Genomic DNA, 4,015 nt, shown 5'->3' with positions numbered 1-4,015 from the left:
GTTGGTGGGGCTGGGATTGTTTTATATCCGCCCGGGGCGGCGGCCGCGCGCGGCACGGCGCGCCCGCGTCGGCACCGCGCCCGTCCGCGCCCCGTACCGGCCCGCCCCGTCCCCCCTGTCCCGTCCACTGTCCCTCGGCCTGTCCCAGGTCTCGGCTCTCTCCTCGCAAGGCACATCGTGTTCGACTTCGCTCTCTTCGGGTCCCTCTTTCTCACCCTTTTTGTCATCATGGACCCCCCTGGCATCACGCCGATCTTTCTCGGGCTGACCTCCGGCCGCCCCCTGAAGGTGCAGCGCAAGATGGCGTGGCAGGCGGCCACCGTGGCCTTCAGCGTCATCACCCTGTTCGGCATCTGCGGCCAGCAGATCCTGGACTATCTGCACGTCTCGGTGCCCGCCCTGATGGTCGCCGGCGGGCTGCTCCTGCTGCTGATCGCGCTCGACCTGCTGACCGGCAAGTCCGAGGAGCCCACCCAGACCAAGGACGTCAACGTGGCGCTGGTGCCGCTGGGCATGCCGCTGCTGGCCGGGCCCGGCGCGATCGTCTCGGTGATCCTGGCGGTGCAGCACGCCGACGGTTTCGGCGGCCAGCTCTCCGTCTGGTCCGCGATCATCGCCATGCACGTGGTGCTGTGGCTGGTGATGCGCTATTCGCTGCTGATCATCCGGGTGATCAAGGACGGCGGCGTGGTCCTGGTGACCCGGTTGGCCGGAATGATGCTCTCGGCCATCGCGGTGCAGCAGATCGCGAACGGCATCACCCAGTTCATCCAGGCGGCCTGACCGCCGCCGCCCTGCCCCATCCGCCGCCCCCGCCGCTCCTCGCCCGCTGGCCACGCCCGCTGGTCCGGAGGGTCGGCAGCATCTCCACCCCGCCCCCGGCCGCGACCGTCAAGGGCGGCCGGTCACCGCTCGTAGCGCACTGGTGACCGGGGTGTCCAGCGGATGGCTGGTGGGCGTATGACGACGCGAGGCGCCCCCGTACCGTGTGGTGGTACGGGGGCGCCTCGCGTGTGTGATGCGTGTCGTCGTGCGGGCGGCCGGTGGTAGCTACCGGGCTGCGGAGTCGGCTGGACGGATGTAGATGCGCTGGCCCAACGAAGCGGCCTGCTGCACGATCCGGTTGACGGAGGCGGCGTCTACGACGGTGGTGTCCACGGCGGAGCCGTCGACGTCGTCCAGGCGCATGATCTCGAAGCGCAAGGCTTCTCCCTTCGTCTGATCCTCCTGAGGAGAACTGTGAGTAAGCGAACGCGCCGCGACCTTGCGGCACGTTCCACTAGAGAGAACGGGTTGCCCCAAGCAAACATTCCCTACGCTAAGGAAATTTTTCGACATGCTAATTACTAAGAGGTAACAGGAGTCGTTTGTGTTCGCTGTGTCACGGCCCGGACGAGGCCGCCATGCATGACGTCGAGCCCCCGGGCGGGGCCGACCTGACCGCGATCGCCGCGGGGATCGAGCGCACCAATGAGCTCCTGCAACGGGTGCTGGCAGAGGTCGCCACGACCCCGTCCACGCACGCGATCTTCGTGGACGCGGGGTACGTGTACGCGGCGGCCGGCCGGCTCGTCGCCGGCACCGAGGACCGCCGGGCCTTCGAACTGGACACCGAGGGCCTCATCGAGGCGTTCATCGACCGGGCCCGCACGATCTTCCCGGACAGCAGACTGCTGCGCGTGTACTGGTACGACGGCGCCCGCCGCCGCATCCACACCGCCGAACAGCAGCGCATCGCCGAACTGCCCGACGTCAAGGTCAGGCTCGGCAACCTGAACGCCAACAACCAACAGAAGGGCGTCGATTCGCTGATCCGCTCCGACCTGGAGTCCCTCGCCCGACACCGGGCCATCGGGGACGCGGTGCTCATCGGCGGCGACGAAGACCTGGTCTCCGCGGTCGAGGCCGCGCAGGGGTACGGGGCCCGGGTGCACCTGTGGGGCATCGAGGCGGCCACCGGGCGCAACCAGGCCGAGCCGCTGCTGTGGGAGGTGGACAGCCAGCGCACCTTCGACCTGGAGTTCTGCAAGCCGTACGTGATGCGTCGGGCGGTGACCACCGAACCGCCGGGTGAACTGGCCGGCGGCCACCTGCCCAGCCGCGACGACGTGCGCTTCGTCGGCGCCCAGGTGGCGGCCCAGTGGCTGGCGAGCCGCGGCCGGGCCACCCTCGCCGACCTGCTGCCCGGCCACCCCTATCTGCCGGGCTCGGTCGACCAGGAGTTGCTCATCGAGGCCGAGGCGCTGCTCCAACTCTCCCTCCGCGCCCACGCCGACCTGCGCCGCGCGGTCCGCGACGGCTTCTGGGAACACCTCCAGGCGCAGTACTGACCCCGGTCGCCCACGGCCGGCGCTCCCGTGCGGTGTTCCTGCGCAGTGTTGGGGAGCCGCCGGTGTGATGGTGAAGTGCCGTACGGGTGCGGCGAGTTGGGGTGTCGAGCAAGGGTCGGTGCTCGGTCGTGGCGGGGCGGTGCCGGCGGGGGATGGGGGCGGCGGTGCGGAGCGGGGCCCGTACCCGGGTTCGGGGGTCAGGCCGTGCCGGAGGCCGGGGCGGCGGCGCGGGCGCCGTACGTCGGTCGCGCCGTCCGCCTCGCGGGGGGCAGGCGCCGGTCGCGTCGTCCGTCGCCCCGTCCACAGTGCGAGACGGGGCGTACGAGGAGTGGGACGGGGTGGGTGTGGGGCGGGCCGGTGGGGTGGGGGTCGGGTGCCAGAAGTCGAGCAGCGCCCGCGCCGTCTCGGCCGGCCGGTCCACCGCGGGGGAGTGCTCGGCGCCGGCGATGGTGCTGCGGCGGGCGCCGAGTCGTACGGCCATCTCGTCCAGCAGCGACACCGGCCAGACGTAGTCCACCGCGCCGGAGAGCACGTGCACCGGCAGACCCGTCGCGGCCAGCTCCGCCACTTGGTCCGGCTCGGTCATCAACTGCCGTGCGGTGGTGGCCAGTTGCTCGGGCCGGGTGGCCATCCAGCGCTCGCGCAGGAAGTCCCGTACGGCGGCGGGCAGTGTCTCTCCCGGTGCCTCCGGCGGGTCGAGTTCCTGCATCGCCTGCCACACCTGCGCCATGTCCCAGTGCGCCAGCGCATCGGTCAGCATCGCCAGCCTGGCCTGCTGCGCCTCGACCACCGCGGCCGGTCCCGAGCTCATCAGGGTGAGCGAGGCGAAGGCCGCGGGGTCGCGCAGGACGGCCCGGCGGGCGAGCAGCCCACCCAGCGAGTGACCGAGCAGGTGCACGGGGCCGTCCGCCGCCACCGCAGCGGCCTGGGCCAACACGTCAGCGGCGAGCGCGTCGGGGGCGTACGCGGCCGGGTCGGCCGGGCCCTGGCTCTCGTACTGCCCGCGGCCGTCCACGGCCACTGCCCGGAGACCGGCGGCGGCCAGCGGCGCCAGCAGCGTGATGAAGTCTTCCTTGCTGCCGGTGAAGCCCGGTACGAGCAGCACGACGCCGCCGACCGGCCCGTCCGGGACCGCGTCGTGCACGGCGAACGCCCCGCGCGCGGGGGCCAGCGCATCCGCGCGGGCGCACGGCGGGAGGGCGAGGTAGGGCGGCCTGCTCATGCCGTCGAGGCTAACCCCACGCCCACCGCGGCGGCCGGCCGGTGGCGCGTTCGTCGCCGAACGTTCGGCCCCGCGTCAGGTGACCGGGCGAGCGGCGCCCCGGCGCGCGGGGTGCGTACGCGGCGGGCCGGCGTTCGTACGCGGTGGGGCCGGCGGCCTGGCACGCTCCGACGCGGCGGGGTCGGTGTTCGTACGGGGCGAGGCCGGCGGTCGGGCCTGGCGGGCGTGGCGGGCCTGGCAGTCGGGTGGGGCCGGGCCGGTGTGCGTACGCGGCGGGCCGGTGGGCCGGGGCGTGGACGGGGGGGGGGGGGGCGGGGGGGGGGGGGGGGGGGCGGGGCGGGGGGGCGCCCGGGGGGGCCGGGGGGGCGGGGGCGTGGCCGGCCGCGGGCCCTAGGGCGCGGGGGGCGTCATCGGGCCCTCGGGTCGTGCTCTGTCGTTGCTGCCGCGCCGCGGTCAGCCCTCC

General features: G+C 73.4%; 4 protein-coding genes and 1 pseudogene. 3 read left to right on the top strand and 2 right to left on the bottom strand.

Going from position 1 to position 4,015, the window contains the following annotated elements:
- Nucleotides 1-177 precede the first annotated feature (177 nt).
- Complete coding sequence (locus tag AAHZ94_RS29820; RefSeq protein ID WP_349996821.1) at nucleotides 178-783, top strand: MarC family protein; 606 nt, start codon at nucleotides 178-180, stop codon at nucleotides 781-783.
- Nucleotides 784-1,050: 267 nt separating this feature from the next.
- On the opposite strand, the gene AAHZ94_RS29815 is transcribed toward AAHZ94_RS29820, so the two are convergent.
- Nucleotides 1,051-1,203: a DUF8834 family protein gene (locus AAHZ94_RS29815; RefSeq protein ID WP_349996820.1), complete on the bottom strand. Its 153-nt coding sequence runs from the start codon at nucleotides 1,201-1,203 to the stop codon at nucleotides 1,051-1,053.
- Between the two features lie 200 nt (nucleotides 1,204-1,403).
- On the opposite strand from AAHZ94_RS29815, the gene AAHZ94_RS29810 reads away from it, so the two are divergent.
- The gene (locus AAHZ94_RS29810) at nucleotides 1,404-2,330 is read left to right on the top strand and encodes an NYN domain-containing protein (protein WP_349996819.1); all 927 of its coding nucleotides are present in this window, start codon (nucleotides 1,404-1,406) and stop codon (nucleotides 2,328-2,330) included.
- Nucleotides 2,331-2,706: 376 nt separating this feature from the next.
- On the opposite strand, the pseudogene AAHZ94_RS29805 reads toward AAHZ94_RS29810, so the two are convergent.
- Nucleotides 2,707-3,552: pseudogene (locus tag AAHZ94_RS29805) on the bottom strand (alpha/beta fold hydrolase); the annotation flags it as partial.
- A 79-nt stretch (nucleotides 3,553-3,631) separates the two neighbouring features.
- Here AAHZ94_RS29805 and AAHZ94_RS29800 point away from each other — a divergent pair.
- On the top strand, nucleotides 3,632-3,946 hold the full coding sequence (locus tag AAHZ94_RS29800) for a hypothetical protein (protein WP_349996818.1): 315 nt from the start codon (nucleotides 3,632-3,634) through the stop codon (nucleotides 3,944-3,946).
- The last annotated feature ends 69 nt before the right edge of the window (nucleotides 3,947-4,015 follow it).

It is taken from the genome of Streptomyces sp. HSW2009, assembly GCF_040240285.1.
Lineage (GTDB): Bacteria > Actinomycetota > Actinomycetes > Streptomycetales > Streptomycetaceae > Streptomyces.
The sequence above is the reverse complement of the archived record's forward strand: the minus strand, read 5'-3'. Positions and strand labels throughout refer to the sequence as shown.